Source organism: Streptomyces sp. NBC_00078, from assembly GCF_026343335.1.
GTDB lineage: Bacteria > Actinomycetota > Actinomycetes > Streptomycetales > Streptomycetaceae > Streptomyces.
In genome coordinates this window covers 8,177,908-8,198,498 of record NZ_JAPELX010000001.1, presented here as the reverse complement: position 1 = coordinate 8,198,498, position 20,591 = coordinate 8,177,908, and the positions used below count along the sequence as shown (strand labels likewise).

Here is a 20,591-nt window from a genome sequence, read left to right as displayed (position 1 = left end):
CGGACGTCGGCCCCGCCTCCTCGACGGTGGCCGGTCGCCGGTCGGTGCGCCCGGCTTCGAGCCGCGCAGGGCTGTTGGGCGCCGAGGCATTCCATCGCCTTGCGCTTGGTGTCCCACACCCCGGTGATGCCGAGGAACCCCTCGGACCTGAAGCCGCTCATCTCCGCAGCGGCTCCCGCGGACCGGCGTGCGCGTCAACCACCGGAGCCACAGCGGTCAGACGCCGGAGAACTCCGGCGGACCGCCCTCGAATGCCGCCCGCAGCACGGCAAGCGCCCCTTCCACGGTCACCTCGCGCGGGTTGGCGTATGCCTGGCCGACGGTTTGGCCGGCCGCCTTGGCCAAGTCGGCTTCTTTCAGGCCCAGTTCGGCGAGGGAGCGGGGGGCGCCGAGGCTCTCGGCCAGGTCTCTCAGGGCGTTCGGGGCGTCGGTCGTGTCCAGCGCGCGGGCCACGGTGGCGGCCGCTTCGGGGGCCGCGGGCGCGTTGTAGGCGAGGGCGTACGGCAGGACCACCGTGTGTGTCTCGGCGTGCGGCAGGCCGAAGGTGCCGCCGAGGACGTGGCACAGCTTGTGGTGCAGGCCCATGGTGGTGGCGCCGAGGCAGGACCCGCACAGCCAGGCGCCGTACAGGGCACGGCCGCGGTCCGGAAGGGAGTCCGGGGCGTCGGCCAGCGCGGGGAGCGCCACCGTCATGGCCCGTACGCCCTCCTCCGCCATCAGCGTGATCAGTGGTGAGGTGTCGGGGGCGTACAGCGCCTCTACGGCGTGGGCGATCGCGTTGATGCCGCTGGTGACGGAGAGCGGTACGGGGAGGGAGAGGGTGAGGGCGGGGTCGTAGACGACGCTGCGCGGCAGGACGACGGGATCGCGGCCGGTGCGTTTGACGCCGTGTTCGGTCAGGCCCCAGACGGGGGTCATCTCCGAGCCGGAGTATGTGGAGGGTACGGCGATCAGCGGCAGGCCGGTGCGCAGGGCGATCGCCTTGCCCAGGCCGATCGAGGAACCGCCGCCGACGGCCACGAGTCCGTCGGCGCCGGCCGCACGGGCCACCTCCACGGCCCGGTCGGCGACCTCGGCGGGTACATGCATCCGGGCCCCGTCGTGCAGGCCCACGCAGGCGGGGCCGAGCGAGTCGGCGACCGCCCGCGCGGTGTCCGCGCCGTGGCGGCCGCACACCACCAGCAGCCGCCGCAGGCCCAGCCCCGCGGCCTCACCGGCCGTCGCGGTGGTGGCCGCGCCGGGCCGGAAGACGACCCGCCCGGGCCGGGACTCGTAGGAGAAGTCGAGGACGTCCTTCACGAGCGCTCCAGCACGAGGTCGAAGCGGGCGTGCCGGAACGGGTTCGCGACGCCGAACTCCCGTGCCCGGGAAGGGTCGTCCGTCACGGTGAAGTCCTGGACGAGGCTCGGCTTGACGGCGAACACCGCGTCCGAGTCGAGGTAGTCGCTGCCCGCGACGAAGATGTGCGTGGTGACCGGCGCATGCCCTGCGGCCGAGGCGATGAAGTGGATGTGGGCCGGTCGGTAGGGGTGGCGGGCACTCGCGCGCAGGAGGTCGCCGACCGGGCCGTCCGTGGGGATCGGGTACGGGCTCGGCACGCAGGTGCGGAACCAGAAGCGGCCCTCGGTGTCCGCGGTGAACAGTCCGCGGCCGTTGCCCGGCGGCTGCTCTTCGGGGCGCTGGACGTCGTAGAAGCCGTTCCCGTCGGCCTGCCAGACGTCGACGACGGCGCCCGGCAGCGCGGTTCCGTCGCGGGACAGCACACGGCCGCTGACCACGCAGGGCTCGCCGCCGCCCACCAGGTCGATGTTCGCGCCGAGTTCGCGCACCGGGGACTCGGTCATGTGGAAGGGGCCGAGGACCGTCGACTCGGTGGCGCCGGGGGCGCGGTCGCCGTTGATCGTCTCGACCAGCATCGACAGGCCCAGGACGTCCGACAGGAGGATGAACTCCTGTCGGGTGTCCGTGCACGTCTGCCCGGTGGCCGTGAGGAAGCCGACCGCCCGCTCCCACTCCTCCTGCGTCAGCCGCGTCTCGCGCGCGAAGGCGTGGAGGTGGCGGATCAGGCCGGTGAGCAGCTCGCGCAGGCGCGGATCGGCGGTGCCGTCGAGGCTGCTCACCGCCTCGTCCGTGACCGTCGCGTCGGTGGCGTGCGTCGCCTTTGTGGCGTCTGTGGTCATGTCGGCTCCTTTCCCCGGTGCGCGGGTCAACCGAACCAGACGACGAGCCGTACGTCCTCGTCGCCGTGCTCGGCCGCCAGGTGCCGCACCGTGCTCCACACCTGTGCCCAGGTTCCCTCGTCCGGCGGGGCGAGCATCCGCGCCGTGAGGACCACCGGGCGGTACACCGCGCCGTCGAGAGGCACCTCGGCACCGGGAGGCCATTCCGGCGGCGCCAGGAGCAGGTCCGATCCGAAGGTGCGGGCGGCGGCCTCGCGCAGGGTAGGGGTCACCCGTACGAGGTGCTCGCCTCCCGGATCCGACCTGTGCGCCCAGTACCAGGCGGGCCGGGCCGCGAGCGGCGCGTCCCAGTCCGCCGCGGCGACCTCGGCCCAGCTCACGTGGGTGTGGCTGTGCTGGTAGTCGCCGACGGCTGCTTCGCGTACCGGTTCCGAGACGTCGTCCGGCAGTCCGCGGTCGGCGAACAGCGGACGCTCCACGTCCCCCGTCCCGCGCACGCCGAAGAGACAGTCCCAGGCGACGTAGTCCCGCGGCGGCCGGAAGTCCAGCAGATCGACCTCCAACTGCCAGTACCCGTCCGTGTTTCGGCGTTCGATGGCGCCGTCCATGTCCGTCCCCACGCGCAGACCCTAAGGCAGGACGGGGGTGGTTGGCGCCCTCACTTGATGATCGCGTTGGCCACGACGACGATCACGCCCAGCAGAGCGTCCACCAGACCGATCAGAACGGCGACGGGCGAGGAGCGGTGCGACCGCAGCGCCGTCACCAGTCCGAGCGTGAACAGCAGGACGATGTTCAGCACGAACGCCGCGTACTCCACCCCCTTCGGCGGCCACCAGCCCCAGCCCGCCCCGGCGAGCAGCAGCACCGTCGGCAGCACGGCCGTGACCAGAGGCCACTCGTCGACGAGGGCGCGCAGGACGTCCCAGCGGCGGTGCGGTTCACGTTCGGCGATGTAGTGCGCGTAGCCGTGGGCGAGAGCCGAGGCAAGCGCGGTGACCAGCAGCCAGAGCGCGTCGTAGCGGCGGCTGGCCCGGGACGTGTGGCCGTACTGGCTGAGCGCCGCGACCATGGAGCAGGCCAGTACGGCGCCGTAGACGCCGCCGAAGAGGACGGCCTCGCGGGTGTCGTGCTGCCGTGGCCCGGGGACGGCCGTCGTGGTCTGCGCCATGCCCTCCACGATCACCCGGCGCCCGCGGGGCCGCCAGTCGCGACGAAGTGTCCTCCCGCCCGGGCCGACAGCGCACACAGTGTCCACGCACGGCGCCCGGCGACCTCGTTAGGGTCGGCCCATGACCCACAGCTTCGTTGTGCACATCCCGGACGCCGAGCTGAGGCCCGAGCCCCTCGACCCGGAGCAGATCGTGTCCGGGACTCCGGAGGTGACCGGCAAGGTCGTCTGGGAGTCCGCGGACGGGAAGCAGATCCGCGGCATCTGGCAGATCACGCCCGGCGTCGTCACCGACACGGAGGCCGACGAACTGTTCGTCGTCATCAGCGGGTCGGCGACCGTCGAGGTCGAGGGCGGGCCCACGCTGACGGTGAGGCCCGGGGACATGGCCGTCCTGCGCGAGGGCGACCGTACGACTTGGACGGTGCACGAGACGCTGCGGAAGGCGTACGCCATCACCCCGTGAACGGCGCCATGCTGTGAACGGCGTCAGTTCGTGAGCGGTGCGGCTGTCGTGCCGCGGATCTCCAACGTCGGTGCCGTCAGGCTCAGTCGGCCCTCTCCCCCCGGCCGCTCGAAGCGGTCCAGGAGGCAGCGGGCCGCCCGGCGCCCCAGCTCGTGGCCGGCGCTGTCGACCGTGGTCAGCCAGACGTGGCGCAGGCGGGAGATGCTCGTGTTGTCGTAGCCGACCACGGACACGTCGTGCGGGACGCGCAGACCCAGCTCCTCCGCGGCCGAGATCGCGCCGACGGAGGCTATGTCGTTGACGGCGAAGAGGGCGGTGGGCCGGCCGGGGCGGCTCAGCAGACGCACGGCGGTGCGGTAGCCGCCCTCCTCGGTCATGTCGCTCGGCTCGACCGGTGCCCGGTCCGCGAGGCCGTGCGCCCGCATCGTCGCCTCGAAGCTCCGCCTGCGCAGCTCGCCGACGGCGCCGTAGCCCGCGATGTGCGCGATGCGCCGGTGGCCGAGCCCGATGAAGTGCTCGGTGACCAGCCGGGCGCCGTGCTCGTCGTCGCCGGCCACGACGTCAACGCCCGCCGGGGCCGGTTCGCGGGCGCCCGCGACGACCACGGGGATGCGCTCGGCGGCCCTGCCGAGGGCTGCCGGGTCGGGCAGGGTGCCGACGACGACGAGGCCGTCCACCCGCAGGTCCAGAAGCGGGTCGGCGGGGTCCTGGCCGGTGCGGCGGTTGAGGCGGGCGTCCGCCAGCAGCATCCGCAGGCCGTGGTCGTGCAGGAGTGAGTTGAGGCCGTCGAGCAGGTCGACGAACCAGGGGTTGCGCAGGTCGTTGAGGAGCACGCCGACCGTGCGGGTGCGCTGCTCGCTGAGGCTGCGCGCGGCCGCGTTGGGCCGGTAGCCGAGCTCCCGCACCGCCCGCAGCACGGCCTCCCGCTTCTCGGGCCGCACCTGGTCGGCGCCGCGCAGCACGAGCGAGACCAGCGACTTGGACACCCCGGCCCGCTCGGCCACATCGCGGATCGTCGGCGCTTTCATGCTGTGGACCGTTCCACGGGCTGCCATGGCCTGTCAAAGGCTCCGGTGAAGCTCCGGTGAGGGTTGACAGTCGCTGAGCACGGGCTTCAGGGTGGCCTGGACAAGATATGGACCGGTCCAAAGAGGGGCTGTCATGGTGGATTCGCTCGGTGTCGCCGTCGTCGGGTTCGGCTGGATGGGCCGGGTGCACACCCAGGCGTACGCCCGCGTCCCGCACCACTTCCCGCGGCTGGGCCTGCGCCCACGGCTGGTGACGGTCGCCGAGGAGGTGCCGGGCCGGGCCGAGGAGGCCGCCGCGCAGTTCGGGTTCGCCTCGACCACCCGGGACTGGCGCGAGGTGGCCGGGGACCCGCGGGTCCAGGCGGTCAGCATCACCGCCCCGAACTTCCTGCACCGTGAGATCGGCGTCGCGATGGCCGAGGCCGGCAAGCACATCTGGATCGAGAAGCCGGTCGGGCTGAGTACGGCGGACGCGCAGGCGGTCGCAGATGCGGTGGCCAAAGCGGGCGTCCAGGGAGCCGTCGGCTTCAACTACCGCAACGCGCCCGCCGTCGAGGCCGCCCGCGAACTCATCTCCTCGGGCGCCATCGGCACCGTCACCCATGTCCGCGTGCGTCTGTTCAGCGACTACGCCGCCCACCCCGAATCCGCCCTGACCTGGCGCTACGAGAAGCAGCGCGGCGGCAGCGGCGTGCTCGGCGACCTGGCCTCGCACGGCGCGGACCTGGCCCGGTTCCTGCTCGGCGACATCGTCTCGCTGACCGCCGACACCGCCGTGTTCATCCCCGAGCGGGCCCGCCCCACCGGCGCGACCGCCGGCCACACCCGCGCCGCGGGCGGCGAGCTGGGACCGGTCGAGAACGAGGACTACGTGAACTGCCTGCTGCGCTTCGCCTCCGGCGCCCGCGGCGTCCTGGAGGCCTGCCGGGTCTCGGTGGGCGAGCAGAACAACTACGGCTTCGAGGTGCACGGCACCGAGGGCGCGGTGTTCTGGGACTTCCGCCGGATGAACGAGCTGGGCGTCGGCCGCGGCACCACGTACCAGGACCAGCCGGTCAGCACGGTGTACGTCGGCCCGGGCGACGGCGAGTTCGGCGCGTTCCAGCCGGGCGCGGCGAACGGCATGGGCTACGACGACCTGAAGGTCATCGAGGCGCACCGCTTCCTGCGCTCGATCGCGGAGGGCAGGCCCCAGGGGGCCACGCTCCCGGACGCCGTGCACAGTGCGGCCGTACTGGAGGCGATGGTGCGCTCGGCGGAGAGCGGCGCGTGGGTCAGCGTCGGGTGACGGGCCGGGTCGCCAGCAGTCCCACGCCGGCGGCCAGGGCGTCGACGACGGCCGGCGGAGGCGTGTCGGGGACCTCCGGGTCCCAGCCCGGCCGCCGGGTCCGGGCGGAGAGCGGCAGTTCCACCTGGACTCCGCCGTCGCGGGTCAGGTTCACCGGGTTCCTGGCGTGCACGCCCCGCAGCGCGGCGGGGATGTCGGCGAGGTCCGTGACCGGGTCGAACTCCGGGCGCAGGGCGCTCAGCCCCGAGGCGAAGAGGTGCGCTGCGGGACGGTTGGCCCCGCCCAGGAAGATGGACCGTGGCGTCGCCCGTCTCATGTGGCCGTGCAGGGAGACCGTGACGGCGACGTGGGACAGGAACACCCGCAGGAGTGCGCAGTGCTCCACGGCCATGCGCGGGGACGGGATGTGCACCGGCTCCCGCGCGCCGGGCTGGGTGAAGACCAGGCTGGTGGCACCGCAGCGCTCGGCCACGGAGCGCGCGAGTTCGGCGGTACCGCCCTCGTTGCTGCCGTGCAGCGCGAGAAGTCCCGTCTCGCCGCCCGTCGTGAGCGTGGCCAGGAGGCGGACACCCTCGATCTCCACGTGCTCGGTCCTCGTCGTCACCCGTCTCCTCGTCACCCGTCTCCTCGACTCGTCGCCTGCGGTGGCATGTTGTACGGCGTCACCACCTGGATCGCCGACGGCAGCGTAGGCCCCGCGGGCGGCAGGGCGCCGTGGGCACGCATCACGATGTGGCAGGCCTCGCGCATGTCCTGGCGCAGGTCGTGGTGGAGGACGGCGGAGAGGCGGTGCTCGCGCAGCAGGCGGGTGTTGTCGTGGTCGAGGTCGTGGGCGACGAACACCGCGCACTCCCGGCCCAGGTCCTCGAAGGCACGCAGGGTGGCGATGTTGCCGCCGCCGATCGAGTAGACGGCGCGGATGTCCCCGTCGCGTGCGAGGGCGGCGCGGACCAGGTCGTACTGGGTGGCGTCCAGGCCCTGGCCCTCGGCGATCTCGACCAGTGTGCGGTCCGGGTGGTGGGTGCGCATGGCGCTGCGGAAGCCCATCTCGCGCTCCTCCTCGTTGCGGAAGAAGCCGCTGCTGAGGCTGGTGAGCACATTGCCGGGGCGCTCGCCCAGCCACTGGCCCATGAGGTACGCGGCGGTCGCTCCGGCGGCCCGGTTGTCGATGCCGACGTAGCCGAGGCGGGCGGTGGCGGGCAGGTCGGTGACGAGCGTGACGACGGGGATGCCGGACTCGGCGAGCCGGCCGACCGCGGCGGTGACCTCGGGGACGTCCGGGGCCTTGAGGATCACGCCCTGCGAGCCGCGGCGGGCGATCCGGTCCAGGGTGCGGGTCAGCTCGGCCACCGGGCCCGTCTCGCGGAAGTGGAAGCGCGAGCGGACGACGGCAGGGTGGAGCGAGGGCAGCTCCGTCTCCAGGGCGGCGCGTACGGCGGTGGAGAACCGCTCCGGCGTCTGCATCACGATGTCGATCATGAAGGTGCGGCCGACCAGGCGGACCTGGGTGCGCTGCCGGTCCAGGTCGGCGATGGCCTGCTGGACCTCCCGCGCGGTGCTCTCCCGGACGCCGCCCCTGCCGTTCAGGACCCGGTCGACGGTCGCCTCGCTCAGGCCCGCCTGACGTGCGATCTCCCGGATCGGGAAGGGATGGCCCATACGGTGGCTCCTTGAGGGGTTTTTGATGGCCGCGTGCCGGTTGTTCGACGGGTTTGTCATGACAAGAATGGCAGCGCGGCCCGACGCTGTCACCGAGAGCCGTGCCGTCCCCCCGACCGAAAGGACGCCGATGTCCGCCACCCCCGTGGACCACCGCGCCTGGCTGTCCGAGCGGGACTGCGACCTGGCCGACTTCCGGGAGCTCGTCGAGCGGAGGACCGACCTCGCCGACTACCCGCACGCCTCGGCCGTGGAGCAGGGCGTCCTGGTCTACGACAGCGAGCGGCTGCGCAAGGCCGAGCGGCACCCCGTGCGGGCCGAGCTGGTCCGGGCCCTGGCCGACGGCCCCGGCATCGTGGTCTTCGAGGGCGCGTTTCCCGACCCGTCCGTCGTCGACCGGCTCAGCGCCGTCTTCGACGCCCTGGTCGCAGAGCAGCGCGCCTCGGGCGCGAGCGCCGGGGACCACTTCGCCAGGCCGGGCGCCAACGACCGTGTGTGGAACGCGCTGGAGAAGGCTGCCCTGTACGACCCCGAGGCGTTCGCCGACTACTACGCGAGCGACGTCCTGGCGCTGGTCTCGACGGCCTGGCTCGGCCCCGGCTACCAGGTCACTTCGCAGGTCAACGTGGTCAACCCGGGCGGCGCGGCGCAGACCGTGCACCGGGACTACCACCTGGGCTTCCTGTCCAACGAGGTCGCGGCCGCCTACCCGGCGCATGTGCACGCCCTCTCCCCCGTGCTCACCCTCCAGGGCGCCGTCGCGCACTGCGACATGCCCGTCGAGTCCGGGCCGACGATGTACCTGCCGTACTCGCAGCAGTACGAACCCGGCTACCTGGCCTGGCGACTGCCGGAATTCCAGGCGTACTTCGAGGCCAACCACGTCCAGCTCCCCCTCTCCAAGGGCGACGCGGCCTTCTTCAACCCCGCGCTGTTCCACGCGGCCGGCACCAACCGCTCGGCGGACATCCGCCGCATGGCCAACCTGCTGCAGGTGTCCTCCGCCTTCGGGCGGGCCATGGAGACGGTGGACCGCGAGGCCGTCGCGAACGCGATGTTCCCCGTGCTGCTCAGGCGCGGCAGCGAGGGGGTCGGTGAGGAGTGGCTGGAGAACGTGATCGCCGCGAGCGCCGAGAGCTACCCCTTCCCCACCAACCTCGACAGCGATCCGCCGGTCGACGGACTGGCCCCGCCCGCGCAGGCGGACGTCGTACGGCGCGCACTGCGCGAGTCATGGACGCCCGAGGCTCTTCGGGACGCACTGCGGGCCGGCGCCGAACGCCGCGAAAGCTGAAAGGACCACGAACGCCATGGGACTTCTCGACGACAAGGTCGTCCTCGTCAACGGCGGCAGCCAGGGCGTCGGCGCCGCCATCGCACGGGCCGCGGTCCGCGAGGGCGCCGTGGTGGCCGTGACCGGGCGGCGTCCGGCACCGGGCGAGGCGCTGGTGACCGAGCTGACGGCCGCCGGCGGCAAGGCGATGTTCGTGCGCGCCGACCTCTCGGACGCCGAGCAGGCGAGGACCGCCGTGGGTGACGTGGTCGCCGCGTACGGGCGGATCGACTGCCTGGTCAACTCCGCAGGCCTGACCTCCCGTGGCACGCTCCTCGACACCACTCCCGAGCTGTTCGACCAGCACATCGCGATCAACCTCAGGGCGCCGTTCTTCGCGATGCAGGCCGCCGTCGCGGACATGGTCTCCCGCAAGGCACCCGGCACGGTCGTCAACATCATCACGTCCTCGGCGCACGGCGGGCAGCCGTTCCTGGCGCCGTACGTCGCCGCGAAGGCGGGCCTGATCGGCCTGACCCGCAACGCGGCGCACGCGCACCGCTGGGACCGGGTCCGGATCAACGGCCTCAACATCGGCTGGACGGCGACCGAGGGCGAGGACGCCACGCAGAGGAAGTTCCACGACGCCGACGACGACTGGCGCGAGGAGGCCGCGGCCAGGCTCCCGATGGGCAAGCTCGGCCAGCCGGACGAGATCGCGGACTTCGCCGTCTTCCTGCTGTCGGACCGCTCGGGCGTCGTCACCGGTTCGGTGATCGACTGGGACCAGAACGTCCTGGGCGGCCTGGACTGATATTCACGCCCGTCCGGCGATCGAGGACGGGCCCGAAGGCGACCGGGGTCCAGGATGCGGTCCCGGCGACGAACAGCAACCACACACCAGGAAAGCAGCGGAGCTCATGCGTATCGGAATCCTCGGCCTCGGCCGCATCGGCGCCTTCCATGCCGAGACCCTCTCCGGACTCGACGCGGTCGAGTCGCTGGTGCTCACCGACCCGTTCGCGGACGCCGCCAAGTCCGCGGCGGAGCGCTTCGGCGGCGAGGTCGTGGACTCGCCGGAGGCCCTGCTGGCCGCCGGTGTGGACGGCATCGTGATCGCGGCCGCGACGGACGCACATCCCGGGCTGATCCTGGCCGGGGTCGAGGCCGGTGTCCCGGTCTTCTGCGAGAAGCCCGTCGCCAGGACGATGGCCGAGGGGGCCGAGGTCCTCAAGGCCGTCGAGGGCAGCGATGTGCCGATCCAGATCGGCTACAACCGCCGCTTCGACGCCGGCTTCGTCGCCGCCCGCGCGGCCGTGCGGAGCGGCGAGCTGGGCAAGCTGCACACCGTACGGTCGACCACGCTGGACCCGGCGCCCCCGCCGGCCGCGTATATCGCCGCGTCCGGCGGCATCTTCCGGGACTGCTCCGTGCATGACTTCGACATCATCCGCTGGGTGACGGGCCGCGAGGTCGCCGAGGTGTACGCGGTCGGCGGCAACCGGGGCGCCGACTACATCAAGGCCGCGGGCGACGCCGACACCACCGGCGCCATCCTCACCCTGGACGACGGCACGATCGCCGTGGTGTCCAACTCGCGCCACAACGCCCGAGGTTACGACGTCCGCATGGAGATCCACGGATTCCAGGACTCCATCGCGGTGGGCCTGGAGGACAAGCTGCCGCTGCGCTCGGTCGAGCCCGGCGTGACCTTCCCGGCCGGCACCCCGCACGACTTCTTCATGGACCGCTTCACCGAGGCCTACCGTGCCGAACTCACCGCGTTCACCGAGGTCGTCGCCGGGGCCCGGCCCTCACCCTGCACGGTGGCGGACGCGCTGGAGGCCGGCTGGATCGCCGACGCGTGCACCCTGTCGCTGCACGAGCACCGGCCCGTGACGATCGCCGAGGTCCGCACCGCCTGACGGTGCCCGCAGATCTCGTGTTCCGGGCGCGGGGCGGCCTCCGGCGCCCGGAACACGAGTACCCCGACACCTCGTGAACGCGCCGTCTCCCGCGAGGAGTTACCCTGCGCGGCGTGATCGTCAACGGCACGGGCCGAGCGGGCTCGCCCTCCCTCGTGAACAGGAGCGCGCCGGACACCGGGTGACCGTCGTGGAGGAGCAGGAGACGGTGGCCGGGAGGTTCCAGAGCGTGCACGTCGACGGCCGGGCCTACGACCAGTAACGCACCGAGGAGGAACCAAGTCATGAGCGACACGGTCCGCGGCCCCTTGCGCATCGGCGTCCTGGGCGCCGCACGGATCACCGAGCGCGCCCTGATCGACCCCGCCCGCACGGGCGGACACCGCCTGGTCGCGGTGGCCGCCCGCGACCGGTCCCGCGCCGAGGCCTTCGCCGCCGGGCACAGCGTGGAGCGGGTCGCGGACTCGTACGCCGGCCTGCTCGCCGACCCCGAGGTCGAGGTCGTCTACAACCCGCTCGCCAACGGCCTGCACGGCCCGTGGAACAGCGCCGCCCTCGCGGCCGGCAAGCACGTACTGAGCGAGAAGCCGTCCGCGAGCAACGCGGAGGAGGCCGCCGAGGTGCGGGAGGCGGCGGCGAAGGCCGGCACGGTCTTCATGGAGGCGTTCCACTACCTCTTCCACCCGCTCACCCGGCGTCTGCACGAGCTGCTCGAAAGCGGTGAACTGGGCGACCTGCAGCGGGTGGAGACGACGGTCGCGATCCCGGCCCCCGCGGACACCGACCCGCGCTGGTCCCTGCCGCTCGCCGGCGGCGCCGTGATGGACCTGGGCTGCTACAGCCTGCACGCGCAGCGGATGCTGGCGCCCTGGGCGGGCGGCGCGCCGCGCCTCGCCCGTGCGCGAGGCGGGGAGCGGGCCGGCGCACCGGGCGTCGACGAATGGCTCGACGCCGACCTGGAGTTCCCTGGCGGGGCCAGCGGGTCGGCGCGCTGCCACATGGCGTACGACAAGCTGGAGATGAGCTGCCGCATCGTCGGCAGCCGGGGCGAGGTCCACGCCCCGAACTTCGTCCTCCCCCAGCTCGACGACCGGCTGGTGGTCCGTACGGCAAAGGGCGAGCGGACGGAACACCTCGGGACCCGGTCGTCGTACACGTACCAGCTGGAGGCGTTCGCGGCGCGGGTCCGGGAGGGCGTTGCGCTGCCGCTGGACGCGGACGACGCGGTGGCGACGATGACGCTGATCGACGCGTGCTACCGGGTGGCGGGGTTCGAGCCCCGGCCGCGCTCGGTCGTGGGCGGGTAGGCGAACGCCGTCGGCGTCAGACGCGCCAGCACCGACCCCATCGCGCGGTGGACGGCGTCACGCCACTCGTCGACGGGGGCGAGCGTCTCGAAGCCGTGTCGGCCGTGCGGTACGTCGACCACCTCGACGTCCGTCCCGGCGTCCTTGGCCGCGGCCAGGAACTCCTCGACGGTGACGGCGATCTCGGGCATCTCCAGGCCCACGCGGGTGAGTACGACCGGTAGGTTGCCCGCGTGCGCCACCGCCTCGGCGGGCGAGAACCTGCTGCCGGCCGCCCCCCAGTTCGGCAGCGGCGCCAGGACCGGATAGGTCGCGGCGACGCAGCGCAGCCACACCGGTCGAGCCCGCAACCAGTCCGCCATGACGAGCCCGCCCGCCGAGAAGAACCACAGCGCGATCCGGTCCGCGTCCACCCGCGGGTCGGCCCGCGCCAGTTCCACCGCGGCGGCCACGTCCTCGGCGGCGCGCTCGTAGTCGGCCACGTCGTGCAGCCGGTGGTCCAGGGTGACGCCCACCGCACCCTGCGCTGCCACGAGGCGGGCGTACCCCATCAGGGTCGGCCAGTCCCGCGGGGTCGGCCGGACCCCGGCGGGCACCGGGCCGCCGTGCACGAAGACCACCGCCGGGCGCGGGTCCTCGGCGTCGGGCGGCAGGTACAGGTCGACGTTGCCCCTGCGTTCGCGCGGGAGTTGGGGCACGTCCAGCGGGAACGGCCGTAGATGCGGGGGCGGTTGGGTGTCGTCGGCCGGCTTGAGCCGCTGTCCCTCGCCGGCCGCGGCGCGCAGCAGGGCCACCGCGAGTTCGGTCGGGCAGGACAGCATCGGCCAGTGTCCGGTGGCCAGTTCGAAGAAGGTCACCCGGGGATCGGTCAGGAACCGCAGGTCGGGGTCGCCCAGGCTCACCAGCTGTTGGACCAGCGCGATGCTCGCGCCGTTCTTGGTGCACAGCACGCCGGTGGTGGGGACCGCGGTCACCGCGCCGGTCAGCCGCAGCGGCTGGAGCAGGGTGGCCGTCGGCTGCGGTGCGGCCAGCGCGACGAGCCGGTCCAGCGCGATGCCGGGGACGCCGGCGGTGCTGCCCCAACGCTGCCATTCCGCACGGGACTTGGGCGCCGGCATCCCGTCGGCCCCCTCAGTCCCGGCCCCCGTCCCGGCACGCTCGGCCACCCGCGCGCGCAGGTCCGGGTCGGGCACCGCGGCCAGGGCCGGGACGCCGTCCTTGGGCATCCCCGTGTCCAGGCAGACGATCCGGGCGATGCGCTCCGCCCGCCGGTCGGCGGCACCCACCACGGGATGGATGCCGTAGTCGTGGCCGACCAGCACGATGTCCCCACCGGCCGCCGCGTCCACCGAGTCGATCGCCGCGATCACTTCCGCGATGTGTGTCTCCAGGTCGATGCGGACCCCCGTACCGCGCCGGGACCCGTCGAGTCCGGTGAGGGCGACCGCGTGCACCTCCGCGCCCGACGCGGCCAGCCGCGCGGCCGTGTCCTGCCACACGTGTGCGCCGGTGAACGCGCCTGCCACCAGAATGAATACGGTCATGAACGTCTCCTCCAGTACGCCGCCGTCCGCGGACCTGGCCCCCTCCGCCAGGTCCGCGCTCGCCGGTACCGTAGGAACTCCCCCTGAGGGAGGTTCAACCGTCCATGTCCTACGACGGCCTGTGGAGCATCGGGGAGCTAGCCGAACATGCGGGCGTCACCGTCAAGACGGTGCGCTTCTACTCCGACCGCGGTCTGCTGCCGGAGACCTCGCGCAGCGCCGGCGGACACCGCCGCTACGGCCACGGCGCCCTGGACCGGCTGCGGTTGATCCGTTCCCTGCGCGGCCTCGACCTGCCGCTGCCCGAGGTACGCCGCGTCCTCGACGAGGCTGAGGGCGAGCCGGGCGGCGCGTTCGAGCAGGCGGTGGCCGGCCGGCTGGACGCACTCGGCTCCGAGCTGAGGGCCCTGCGCTGGCGGGAGGCCGCGCTGCGGCTGGTGCAGGAGTGTCCGCCCGGGGAGCGGGCCGACCGGCTGCGTCTGATCGGTGCGGTGAGCGCCCCGCCGAGTACGGCCCCGCTGGCCCGGTTCTGGCGTGCCTGGCTGCCGGTGCGGATGCCGGCGCGGTCGGTCGCCGCGTTCCTGGAGGTGGCGGTTCCGCAGCCGCCGGACGATCCGGACCCGGCCCAGGTGCTCGCGTTCGCCCGGCTGCACGCCCTCACGACCGGCCCGTGCACCGGCGCCGGGCAGCCGCAGCCGGAGGCGCACCGGGCCGCGGGCGCCCGCGGGTCGACCGTCCTGTACGCGGGCCTCGCCGAGGCGTACGACCTGGCGGGCGAGCGACTGCGCCGGGACCTCGCCCCGTGCCCCGACGAGGCGCTGGACGCCTTCGTCGCCGCGTACGCGAGCGCGTACGGCACCCGGGACACCCCGGACTTCCGCCGGCTGCTGGCGCGGCAGCTCGCGGCCGACCCACGGATCGACCGCTACTGGGAGCTGGTGACCGTGGTGGTGACCCCTCCGGGCGGCCGTCCGGAGCCGACCCCCGGATCGGCGCACGACTGGCTGCTCGCGGCCCTGGCCGAGCAGACCGCGGCGACCGCCTGAACCCGCGCCTGCGGCCTCTGTCATGATCGGCGCCATGGCCGCACGGATCCTCCCCGCCCATGTCACCGACATCCAGCAGGTCCTGGCGGACCACGCCCGCTACTGGGGCGACCGCGACACGCGCGCCCTCCATCTCCTGCCCCTGGTGCACGAGTTCGGGCCGACGTGTCTGGTCGCCCGTTCGGACGACGGCATCCTCGGCTATCTGCTCGGCTTCGTCACGCCCGACGGCACCGGGTACGTGCATGTGGTCGCGACGAGGGACGACGCCCGCGGTATCGGTCTGGGGCGCGCGTTGTACGCGGCCTTCGCCGAGGCCGCGCGGCGTCAGGGCGCGGTCCGGCTGAAGGCGATCACGACCGTCGGCAACGAGGGTTCCGTGGCCTTCCATCGCCGCCTGGGCTTCGATGTCCGTCTGGAGGAGGCGTACAACGGCCCCGGTCAGCCCCGGATGGTCTTCACCCGTACGGAGATCTGAGTACGTCAGCGGTACAGCGCAGGCCGCTCCACCAGCCGCACCTCCACCCGGCCGCCCTCTTCCAGCGCCCGCACCCCCGCCTCGCACACCGCCGCCACCGCGTAGCCGTCCCACACGCTCGGGCCGGTGACCTCGCCGCGGCGGGTGGCGTCGACCCAGGCCTGGACCTCGCGGTCGTAGGCGTCGGCGAAGCGTTCGACGAAGTCCTGGGCGATGGTGCCGCCCCAGCGGCCGGCCATGTTGGTGACCATGGCGTGGCCGTCGCCGATGCGGGCGATGCCGCGTTCGCACACCATCTCGGCCTGGACCTGGTAGCCGAAGCCGCAGTTGACGAAGATCTCGACGTCGACGACGGCGCCGCCGTCGGTTTCGAAGACGACGAACTGCGGGTCCTGGATCCCGTCCGGCGCGTTGGCGGACGGCGTCGGACGCAGGACCGTGACGGCGGTGATCTCCTGGTCGAGGAGCCAGCGCGTCACGTCCATCTCGTGCACGACGGAGTCGTTGATGAGCATCTCGCTGCTCCACCCGGGCGGGGAGGCGACGTTGCGGTGCCGGTTGTGCAGCATCAGCGGGCGACCCAGCTGACCGGTGTTCAGCAGGGATTTGAGTTTCATGTACTCGGCGTCGTAGCGCCGCATGAAGCCGACCTGGACCAGGCGCCGGCCCAGCCGCTGTTCGGCCTCCAGCACGCGCAGTGCGGACGCCGCGTCGGGGGTGAGCGGCTTCTCGCACAGGACGGGCAGACCGTGCTCGAACGCCCACAGGAGGGCCGCTTCGTGGGCGGGCCCCGGGGAGGCGACCAGTACGGCGTCGACATCGGCTGCCGCCATGGCGGCAGCCGGGTCGGTGTAGGCGGTGCAGCCGTCGACGCGAGCCGCGACGGCCTTGGCGCGTTCCGCGTCCACGTCCACGACGGCGGTCACTCTGGCCCCGCTGGTGACCTCCTGGATACGGCGTACATGGTCGGCGCCCATCTTGCCGGTGCCGACGACGGCGACTTGCAGTGTTCCGGGCTGAGCCATGGTCGTCCCCCTTGGACGGTCAGGCGCCGCAGGACCTCAGGAACTTGCGTGTCCGCACGGCGATCGGCAGCGGCTTGTCCGGCTCGCAGGGGTACATGTCCTGCTCGACGATGGCGAACAGCTCCACCCCGAGCCGCTGCGCCGCGGCCAGCACCGGTTCCAGCTCCGGCACACCGGACGGGGGCTCGCACATCACTCCGCGCTGCACCGCGGGGCCGAAGGGGACCTCGTTCTGCACTACGTCCGCGAGGATCTCCGGGTCGACCTGCTTGAGGTGCAGATAGCCGATGCGTTCGCCGTAGGTCTCGATCAGCTTGACGCTGTCGCCGCCGCAGTAGGCGTAGTGCCCGGTGTCCAGGCAGAGGCTGACCAGTTCGTCGTCGGTGGAGTCGAGGAAGCGCTCGACGTGGTCCTCGGTGTCGATGTGGGTGTCGGCGTGCGGGTGCACGACGATGTCGAGGCCGTAGGTCTCCTTCACTTCGTGCCCGAGCCGTTCCATGCCCTTGGTCAGATGGGCCCACTGCTCGTGGGTCAGCTCCGGCGGCTCCAGGATCTCGGCGGTCTTGTCGTCCCGCCAGAAGGAGGGGATGACGACCAGGTGCTGCGCGCCCATGGCCTGGGTGAGCGCGGCGACCTGGCTGACGTGCTCCCAGGTGGACTCCCAGACGGCCGGGCCGCGGTGCAGCCCGGTGAAGACGGTGCCCGCCGAGACCTTCAGGTCCCGCTTCGTGATCTCGTCGGTGAGTCGGGCCGGGTCCGTCGGCAGGTAGCCGTACGGGCCCAGCTCGATCCACGGGTAGCCGGCCTCGGCGACCTCGTCGAGGAAGCGTTCCCAGGGCACCTGCCGGGGGTCGTCGGGGAACCAGACGCCCCAGGAGTCGGGCGCCGATCCGACCCGGATGCGGTCCAGGGCGCCGGCCATGTCAGGAGGTTCCTTCCGGGGTCTCGGCCACGGTGGCGGTGAGGTCGGCCGCTTCGGGGAGCCCCTCGACGTCGACACCACTGACCTGGGACAACTCATGCTTGAGTGCGGCGAGTTCGGCGCCGCCGGCCATGTGGTTGGTCAGTTCCTCAAGGGTGATGTCGCTGCGTTCGGCGGAGAGTTCGAGGGTGCCCAGGCGCAGCACGCTGAAGTGGTCGCCGACCATGTAGGCGTGGTGCGGGTTGTGGGTGATGAAGATGACGCCCAGGCCCCGGTCGCGGGCCGCGGCGATGTACTTGAGCACGACGCCGGACTGCTTCACACCCAGCGCGGCGGTGGGCTCGTCCAGGATCAGCACGCGGGCGCCGAAGTAGACGGCGCGGGCGATGGCGACGCACTGGCGCTGGCCGCCGGAGAGGGTGCCGATGGGCTGTTCGAGGTTGTCCAGGACGATGCCCATGTTGCGCAGTTCCTCGTCCGCGGTCCTCTTCATCCGCTCGATGTCGAGGCGGCGCACGGGCCAGGGGCCCTTGGTCATCTCGGAGCCGAGGAAGAAGTTGCGCCATACGGGCATCAGCGGGACGGTCGCGAGGTCCTGGTAGACGGTGGCGATGCCCTTGTCGAGCGCGTCGCGCGGGGTGGAGAAGCGCACCGGGGCGCCGTCCACGAGGAACTCGCCCTCGGTGTGCTGGTGCAGCCCCGAGATGATCTTGATGAGGGTGGACTTGCCGGCGCCGTTGTCGCCCAGCACACAGGTGACCTGGCTGGGGCGGACCTGCAGGCTCACCCCGTGCAGGGCACGGATGTTGCCGTAGGACTTGCCCGCGTCGCGCAGTTCGACGATCGGGCTGTCCTCGCCCTCGGGCACGGTGTCCTGGAGGATGGCTCCGTGAGTTCCGGTTCCGTTGCTTGTCATCGGGTCACCTCCTGGTCATGGCGCGCTGGACCCACAGGTTGATCAGGACGGCGCCGAGCAGCATGACGCCGAGGAAGGCCTTGAACCAGTCGGGGTTCCAGCCGGCGTAGACGATGCCCTGCTGCACCATGCCGAACATGAACGCGCCGAAGACCGGGCCGATCGCCGAGCCGTAGCCGCCGGTCAGCAGGCAGCCGCCGATCACCGCCCCGGAGATGTAGATCAGCTCGATGCCGACGCCCTCGCCGGACTGCACGGTGTTGAACGAGAACAGCTGGTGCATGCCCACGAACCAGGCACCGAAGCCGACCAGCATGAACAGCGAGATCTTGGTGAAGGCCACCGGGACACCGACCGCGCGGGCCGACTCCTTGTTGCCGCCGACCGCGAAGGTCCAGTTGCCGTACTTGGTGCGCAGCAGCACCCACGAGGCGATCGCCGCGAACAGCAGCCACCAGAAGACGGTGATCTTCACCTGGACGCCGCCGATGTCGAAGCTGGAGGCGAAGACCTTCCTGGCCTGGTCGAAGCCGTCCATGTTGCTGATGTCGTCGGTGGCCACGTTGCCGGTGACCATCTTGGTCACCGCGAGGTTGACGCCCTGCAGGATCAGGAAGGTGCCCAGGGTGACCAGGAAGCTGGGCAGGCCGGTTTTGACCACCATCCAGCCGTTGAAGAACCCGATGCCCAGCGACACGATCAGCGCGGCGATCACACCGACCCATACGTTCATCGTCAGCTGGTAGCTGATCATGCTCGCGGTCAGCGCCGAGGTGATCACCCCGACACCGGCCGACAGGTCGAACTCGCCGCCGATCATCAGCAGGGCCACCGGGATCGTCACGATCCCGAGTGTGGAGGACTGGTAGAGGATGTTCGCCATCGAGCTGCCGTCGCGCACCGGCGGCGCCGCGATCAGGAAGAACACGTACACCGCGACGGCGCCGAGGAAGACGCCCACCTCGGGACGGGCCAACACCCTGACCATCAGGGGACGCTCGGCCGTACGGCCGTCGCTCCCCTTGGGGCCGGGGGCCGGCGGTGTCTTCACCGCCGGCTCGGCGTGCTGGGTCATACGGATCACCGAGTGCCCTTCGCGGCGAACTTGGCGACCACGTCGACGTTCGACTTGTCGACGAAGGCCGGCCCGGTCAGGACGGGCTGCTCACCGCCGCCGCTGTAGTTGCCGTTGTTCTTGTAGAGCCACAGCGAGTCGACCGCCAGGTAGCCCTGCAGATACGGCTGCTGGTCCACCGCGAACTCGATGGTGCCCTTGCTGATGGCTCCGGTCAGTTCCTTGTTGAGGTCGAAGGTGGCGACCTTGGCCTTGCTGCCCGCGTCGCTGACCGACTGCACGGCGATCAGGGCGATCGGGGCGCCGAGGGCGACCACATGGTCGATCGCGCTGTCCTGCTTGAGCTTGGCGGTGATCGTCGACTGCACGGACGGCGCGTCGGTGCCGTTGACATAGGCCCTCTCCAGCTTGCCGGAGAACGTCTTCTCCACGCCGTCGCAGCGCTGGGTGAGGCCGACGTTGCCCTGCTCCTGAATGACGCAGAGGGCCTTCTTGGATCCGAGTGCGTTCAGCTTGTTGCCGAGCGCCTCACCGGCCACCGTCTCGTCCTGGCCGAAGAACTCCATGAGGCCGAGCTTCTTCCAGTCGCTGAGACCGGAGTTGAGGCCCACCACCGGTATGTTCGCCGACTTCGCCTTGCCGATGACGCCCTTCAGGGCGTCCGGCTTTGCGAGAGTGACCGCGATGCCGTCGACCTTCTGGTCGATCGCGTTCTGCACCAGGTTGGACTGGGTGCCCGCGTTCGGGTCGGCGGAGTAGATGAGCTTGATGTTGTCCTTGTCCGCGGCTGCCTGGGCGCCCTTGCGGACGATGTCCCAGAAGGTGTCTCCGGGAGCCTGGTGCGTGACCAGCGCGACGGTCATGCGGGGCGTGGTCGCCTTGCCGGCCGAGGCGTTGGCGCCGCCCTCTTCGGACTTCTTGCCCCCCGAACTGCTGGAACAGCCGGCAAGGGTCAGGGCAGCTGCTGCGGCCACCGCCACGACGGGTACGAATCTGCGGGAGCGGGGGTGAGAAGAGCGGTCCATCTTTCCTGGCACCTCACTGTGCGTTGCGGGGGGAAAGGGAGAAGGGGATCACGAAGATCCAGGGCCCGGGATCTTGGCATGTCCGGGTCGCCTGCCGCAAACGCGGCGGTTGGCCTGGGACGGGATCAAACCCCCGGCCGTGCCCCCTGTCAATACTTTGTTAAGACATCATTTCACGAACAGGTCCGAATGTAAGTACAAACTATTGACAGTGTCGCCCTTCGAGGCCTACACCTGGGAGGCGGCAGGCCCTCCGGGACCCG

General features: G+C 71.9%; 21 protein-coding genes and 1 pseudogene. 8 read left to right on the top strand and 14 right to left on the bottom strand.

Features of this window, described 5'->3' with window-relative positions; all coding sequences use genetic code 11:
- Positions 1-71: 71 nt before the first annotated feature.
- From OOK07_RS38145 to OOK07_RS38125, 5 genes and pseudogenes are all read right to left on the bottom strand, one after another.
- Positions 72-164: pseudogene (locus OOK07_RS38145) on the bottom strand (PIG-L family deacetylase); the annotation flags it as partial.
- Positions 165-216: 52 nt separating this feature from the next.
- Positions 217-1,299: a maleylacetate reductase gene (locus OOK07_RS38140; RefSeq protein WP_266801063.1), complete on the bottom strand. Its 1,083-nt coding sequence runs from the start codon at positions 1,297-1,299 to the stop codon at positions 217-219.
- Positions 1,296-2,180 (bottom strand): dioxygenase family protein, encoded by an 885-nt coding sequence (locus OOK07_RS38135; protein ID WP_266801061.1) that lies wholly within the window; start codon positions 2,178-2,180, stop codon positions 1,296-1,298. Before OOK07_RS38135 ends, OOK07_RS38140 begins: the two co-directional genes overlap by 4 nt.
- Before the next feature lie 26 nt (positions 2,181-2,206).
- The gene (locus tag OOK07_RS38130; RefSeq protein WP_266801059.1) at positions 2,207-2,800 is read right to left on the bottom strand and encodes a hypothetical protein; all 594 of its coding nucleotides are present in this window, start codon (positions 2,798-2,800) and stop codon (positions 2,207-2,209) included.
- Between the two features lie 38 nt (positions 2,801-2,838).
- Entirely contained in the window at positions 2,839-3,351 is a 513-nt protein-coding gene (locus OOK07_RS38125) for a hypothetical protein (RefSeq protein ID WP_266801057.1), read from the bottom strand.
- Positions 3,352-3,472: 121 nt separating this feature from the next.
- Between OOK07_RS38125 and OOK07_RS38120 the strand changes: the two genes are divergently transcribed.
- Positions 3,473-3,817 (top strand): cupin domain-containing protein, encoded by a 345-nt coding sequence (locus OOK07_RS38120; RefSeq protein ID WP_266801055.1) that lies wholly within the window; start codon positions 3,473-3,475, stop codon positions 3,815-3,817.
- A 23-nt stretch (positions 3,818-3,840) separates the two neighbouring features.
- Here the strand turns inward: OOK07_RS38120 and OOK07_RS38115 are convergent, their stop codons facing one another.
- Positions 3,841-4,845 carry a LacI family DNA-binding transcriptional regulator gene (locus OOK07_RS38115; RefSeq protein WP_266801054.1) on the bottom strand — a complete coding sequence of 335 codons (1,005 nt, stop codon included), beginning with the start codon at positions 4,843-4,845 and terminating at the stop codon, positions 3,841-3,843.
- Positions 4,846-4,978: 133 nt separating this feature from the next.
- On the opposite strand from OOK07_RS38115, the gene OOK07_RS38110 reads away from it, so the two are divergent.
- Positions 4,979-6,133 (top strand): Gfo/Idh/MocA family protein, encoded by a 1,155-nt coding sequence (locus OOK07_RS38110; protein WP_266801053.1) that lies wholly within the window; start codon positions 4,979-4,981, stop codon positions 6,131-6,133.
- Here the strand turns inward: OOK07_RS38110 and OOK07_RS38105 are convergent.
- Together OOK07_RS38105 and OOK07_RS38100 are read right to left on the bottom strand one after the other, a co-directional pair.
- Entirely contained in the window at positions 6,120-6,737 is a 618-nt protein-coding gene (locus tag OOK07_RS38105; RefSeq protein ID WP_266801052.1) for a poly-gamma-glutamate hydrolase family protein, read from the bottom strand. The two genes, OOK07_RS38110 and OOK07_RS38105, sit on opposite strands and share 14 nt — an antisense overlap.
- Positions 6,738-6,748: 11 nt before the next feature.
- Positions 6,749-7,792 (bottom strand): LacI family DNA-binding transcriptional regulator, encoded by a 1,044-nt coding sequence (locus tag OOK07_RS38100; RefSeq protein WP_266801050.1) that lies wholly within the window; start codon positions 7,790-7,792, stop codon positions 6,749-6,751.
- Positions 7,793-7,922: 130 nt separating this feature from the next.
- On the opposite strand from OOK07_RS38100, the gene OOK07_RS38095 reads away from it, so the two are divergent.
- The 4 genes from OOK07_RS38095 (at position 7,923) to OOK07_RS38080 (ending at position 12,297) form a co-directional block, all read left to right on the top strand.
- Positions 7,923-9,086: a phytanoyl-CoA dioxygenase family protein gene (locus OOK07_RS38095; RefSeq protein WP_266801049.1), complete on the top strand. Its 1,164-nt coding sequence runs from the start codon at positions 7,923-7,925 to the stop codon at positions 9,084-9,086.
- Between the two features lie 16 nt (positions 9,087-9,102).
- Positions 9,103-9,879 (top strand): SDR family oxidoreductase, encoded by a 777-nt coding sequence (locus OOK07_RS38090; RefSeq protein ID WP_266801048.1) that lies wholly within the window; start codon positions 9,103-9,105, stop codon positions 9,877-9,879.
- A gap of 106 nt (positions 9,880-9,985) precedes the next feature.
- The gene (locus OOK07_RS38085) at positions 9,986-10,990 is read left to right on the top strand and encodes a Gfo/Idh/MocA family protein (protein WP_266801047.1); all 1,005 of its coding nucleotides are present in this window, start codon (positions 9,986-9,988) and stop codon (positions 10,988-10,990) included.
- Positions 10,991-11,274: 284 nt separating this feature from the next.
- Positions 11,275-12,297 (top strand): Gfo/Idh/MocA family protein, encoded by a 1,023-nt coding sequence (locus OOK07_RS38080; RefSeq protein ID WP_266801046.1) that lies wholly within the window; start codon positions 11,275-11,277, stop codon positions 12,295-12,297.
- Here OOK07_RS38080 and OOK07_RS38075 read toward each other — a convergent pair.
- A complete protein-coding gene (locus OOK07_RS38075) occupies positions 12,246-13,841 on the bottom strand; it encodes an alpha/beta hydrolase (protein ID WP_266801045.1) in 1,596 nt (531 codons plus the stop codon). The genes OOK07_RS38080 and OOK07_RS38075 overlap by 52 nt on opposite strands.
- A 104-nt stretch (positions 13,842-13,945) precedes the next feature.
- Here OOK07_RS38075 and OOK07_RS38070 point away from each other — a divergent pair, with 104 nt between their 5' ends.
- Together OOK07_RS38070 and OOK07_RS38065 are read left to right on the top strand one after the other, a co-directional pair.
- The gene (locus tag OOK07_RS38070) at positions 13,946-14,887 is read left to right on the top strand and encodes a MerR family transcriptional regulator (protein ID WP_266801044.1); all 942 of its coding nucleotides are present in this window, start codon (positions 13,946-13,948) and stop codon (positions 14,885-14,887) included.
- A gap of 34 nt (positions 14,888-14,921) precedes the next feature.
- On the top strand, positions 14,922-15,365 hold the full coding sequence (locus OOK07_RS38065; RefSeq protein WP_266801043.1) for a GNAT family N-acetyltransferase: 444 nt from the start codon (positions 14,922-14,924) through the stop codon (positions 15,363-15,365).
- Positions 15,366-15,370: 5 nt separating this feature from the next.
- Here OOK07_RS38065 and OOK07_RS38060 read toward each other — a convergent pair whose 3' ends face one another.
- From OOK07_RS38060 to OOK07_RS38040, 5 genes are read right to left on the bottom strand one after another with little or no spacing between them, the layout of a single operon-like run.
- Entirely contained in the window at positions 15,371-16,390 is a 1,020-nt protein-coding gene (locus OOK07_RS38060) for a Gfo/Idh/MocA family protein (RefSeq protein WP_266801041.1), read from the bottom strand.
- 19 nt (positions 16,391-16,409) lie between these two features.
- Positions 16,410-17,312 carry a sugar phosphate isomerase/epimerase family protein gene (locus OOK07_RS38055; RefSeq protein ID WP_266801040.1) on the bottom strand — a complete coding sequence of 301 codons (903 nt, stop codon included), beginning with the start codon at positions 17,310-17,312 and terminating at the stop codon, positions 16,410-16,412.
- 1 nt (position 17,313) lies between these two features.
- The gene (locus OOK07_RS38050) at positions 17,314-18,228 is read right to left on the bottom strand and encodes an ATP-binding cassette domain-containing protein (RefSeq protein WP_266801039.1); all 915 of its coding nucleotides are present in this window, start codon (positions 18,226-18,228) and stop codon (positions 17,314-17,316) included.
- Between the two features lie 4 nt (positions 18,229-18,232).
- On the bottom strand, positions 18,233-19,309 hold the full coding sequence (locus OOK07_RS38045) for an ABC transporter permease (protein WP_266802216.1): 1,077 nt from the start codon (positions 19,307-19,309) through the stop codon (positions 18,233-18,235).
- A complete protein-coding gene (locus OOK07_RS38040; protein ID WP_266801037.1) occupies positions 19,309-20,328 on the bottom strand; it encodes a sugar ABC transporter substrate-binding protein in 1,020 nt (339 codons plus the stop codon). Before OOK07_RS38040 ends, OOK07_RS38045 begins: the two co-directional genes overlap by 1 nt.
- Between the last annotated feature and the right edge of the window lie 263 nt (positions 20,329-20,591).

Coding starts and splice junctions, on each gene's coding strand:
- OOK07_RS38115 (WP_266801054.1), bottom strand. CDS start 4,845: ATGAAAGCGCCGACGATCCGCGATGTGGCCGAGCGGGCCGGGGTGTCC.
- OOK07_RS38085 (WP_266801047.1), top strand. CDS start 9,986: ATGCGTATCGGAATCCTCGGCCTCGGCCGCATCGGCGCCTTCCATGCC.
- OOK07_RS38055 (WP_266801040.1), bottom strand. CDS start 17,312: ATGGCCGGCGCCCTGGACCGCATCCGGGTCGGATCGGCGCCCGACTCC.
- OOK07_RS38100 (WP_266801050.1), bottom strand. CDS start 7,792: ATGGGCCATCCCTTCCCGATCCGGGAGATCGCACGTCAGGCGGGCCTG.
- OOK07_RS38075 (WP_266801045.1), bottom strand. CDS start 13,841: ATGACCGTATTCATTCTGGTGGCAGGCGCGTTCACCGGCGCACACGTG.
- OOK07_RS38090 (WP_266801048.1), top strand. CDS start 9,103: ATGGGACTTCTCGACGACAAGGTCGTCCTCGTCAACGGCGGCAGCCAG.
- OOK07_RS38120 (WP_266801055.1), top strand. CDS start 3,473: ATGACCCACAGCTTCGTTGTGCACATCCCGGACGCCGAGCTGAGGCCC.
- OOK07_RS38065 (WP_266801043.1), top strand. CDS start 14,922: ATGGCCGCACGGATCCTCCCCGCCCATGTCACCGACATCCAGCAGGTC.
- OOK07_RS38080 (WP_266801046.1), top strand. CDS start 11,275: ATGAGCGACACGGTCCGCGGCCCCTTGCGCATCGGCGTCCTGGGCGCC.
- OOK07_RS38040 (WP_266801037.1), bottom strand. CDS start 20,328: ATGGACCGCTCTTCTCACCCCCGCTCCCGCAGATTCGTACCCGTCGTG.
- OOK07_RS38070 (WP_266801044.1), top strand. CDS start 13,946: ATGTCCTACGACGGCCTGTGGAGCATCGGGGAGCTAGCCGAACATGCG.
- OOK07_RS38110 (WP_266801053.1), top strand. CDS start 4,979: ATGGTGGATTCGCTCGGTGTCGCCGTCGTCGGGTTCGGCTGGATGGGC.
- OOK07_RS38135 (WP_266801061.1), bottom strand. CDS start 2,180: ATGACCACAGACGCCACAAAGGCGACGCACGCCACCGACGCGACGGTC.
- OOK07_RS38060 (WP_266801041.1), bottom strand. CDS start 16,390: ATGGCTCAGCCCGGAACACTGCAAGTCGCCGTCGTCGGCACCGGCAAG.
- OOK07_RS38095 (WP_266801049.1), top strand. CDS start 7,923: ATGTCCGCCACCCCCGTGGACCACCGCGCCTGGCTGTCCGAGCGGGAC.
- OOK07_RS38125 (WP_266801057.1), bottom strand. CDS start 3,351: ATGGCGCAGACCACGACGGCCGTCCCCGGGCCACGGCAGCACGACACC.
- OOK07_RS38050 (WP_266801039.1), bottom strand. CDS start 18,228: ATGACAAGCAACGGAACCGGAACTCACGGAGCCATCCTCCAGGACACC.